The organism is Glycomyces sp. NPDC021274, assembly GCF_040641195.1.
GTDB lineage: Bacteria > Actinomycetota > Actinomycetes > Mycobacteriales > Micromonosporaceae > Glycomyces.
On the sequence record NZ_JBFADC010000050.1, the window covers coordinates 1 to 1,599 of the forward strand.

Sequence of the window (1,599 nt, forward strand, 5' to 3'; positions counted from 1 at the left end):
GCGGCCTGATCTGCGCCCTTCACCGCGACCGCCGCGGCTACCTCCCGCACGGCCGCAAGGAGCTCTACGACGCCGCCCTGAGCATGCTGCTCTCCCGCCGCGACCGGGAACGCGACATGCGCGGACCGGACGGCGTCGAGCTGGCCGACGAGCCGCAGATCCAGCTCCTCCAGCGCCTCGCGTACTGGCTGATCCGCAACGGCCGCACCGAACTCGACCGCGACCGCGCCGAACGCATCGTCGCCGACGCCCTCCCCGCCGTCCCGGTCGCCGCCGCCCAGGGCGACGCCCCGACCGTCTTCCGCCACCTCCTCCACCGCAGCGGCCTGCTCCGCGAACCGGCCCCCGGCACCGTCGACTTCGTCCACCGCACCTTCCAGGACTACCTGGGCGCCAAGGCCGCCGTGGAGGAGGGCGACTTCGGCCTGCTGCTGCAACACGCCACGGACTCCCAGTGGGAGGACGTGATTCGGATGGCGGTGGCACACGCCCGGCCACGCGAACGGGCGGAATTCTTACGGGAGTTGATTGCCAAGGGTGACGGAATCAAAGAACCAGGTGCGCGCCTGCGCGTCCACGTGCTCGCCATGGCGTGCCTGGAGCATGCGACGGAGCTGGACCCTGGCGTGCGTGAAGAGGTCAACGTCCGCGTACGAGAGATCTTGCCGCCTCGCACCCATGGCGAGTCGACTCTGCTCGCACAGGTGGGGCCGATCGTCCTGGAACTCCTCCCCGGCCCGGACGGCCTGGAGAACGACGAGGCGCAAGAGGTGGTGGCCACCGCCGCAGCCATCGGTTCCGACGCGGCACTGGAATGCATCAAGCTCTTTCGCAGCCACCCCGACTTCAATGTCCGGAATCGTCTGGGCACTCACTGGTCCGCATTCGAAGCCAGCCGCTATGCCGAGGAGATCATCCAGCACATCGGTACAGACGTGACCGTCACCGTCAGCAGCACTACCGAACTACGTGCCCTCAAAGCCCTCGGTGGCCGTCCCCGCACGACCGTGAACGGCTCTTTCACGGCCCAGGAACTTCGCGACGGCCTGCACCTGGCCCAGCTCACCCATCTCACGCTCACCAACAACCCGGAGATCAGCGATCTCGCGTTCCTCAGGGACTTCCCCGCGCTGAAATCACTCTTCCTCCGGGACTGCCCCGCTGTGGAAAGCCTCGTCCCGCTCAGGGACCTACGCCTGGACTCGCTAGGCATCAGCGGGGACGTCAGCGTCGTACGCACCCCACGCGGACTCGACAGCCTCACTCACCTGCATTCCCTGTCCCTCCTCGTGCCGCCCCCACCGGAGGGCTTGAACGCTTTCCCCCTGCATGCCCCGTTGCGGTTCCTCACCCTGGGTCAACGCATTCGCCCGGACTTCGCTCGCCTCGCGTCCTGGCCACTGCGCAACCTGCAACTACAACGCCTCACGAACGAATTCACCGAGGAGAAATGGCGCACCCTCGCCAGCCTCCCCGACCTGAAGTTCTTCTCCTTCGGCCTGGCAGAGGGGGAGACCGCCCTTCGCATCGCTCCTGACCAGGAGCTTTCCCAGGTGGAAACCCTCAGTCTCCTCAACATGGGACGCCGCCCCGCCGCGG

Annotated in this window: 1 pseudogene; it reads left to right on the forward strand. The window is 67.5% G+C overall.

The annotated features are described in order from the left end of the window. Positions 1-1,599 (forward strand): annotated as a pseudogene (locus tag AB0I03_RS26435) (ATP-binding protein); the annotation flags it as partial.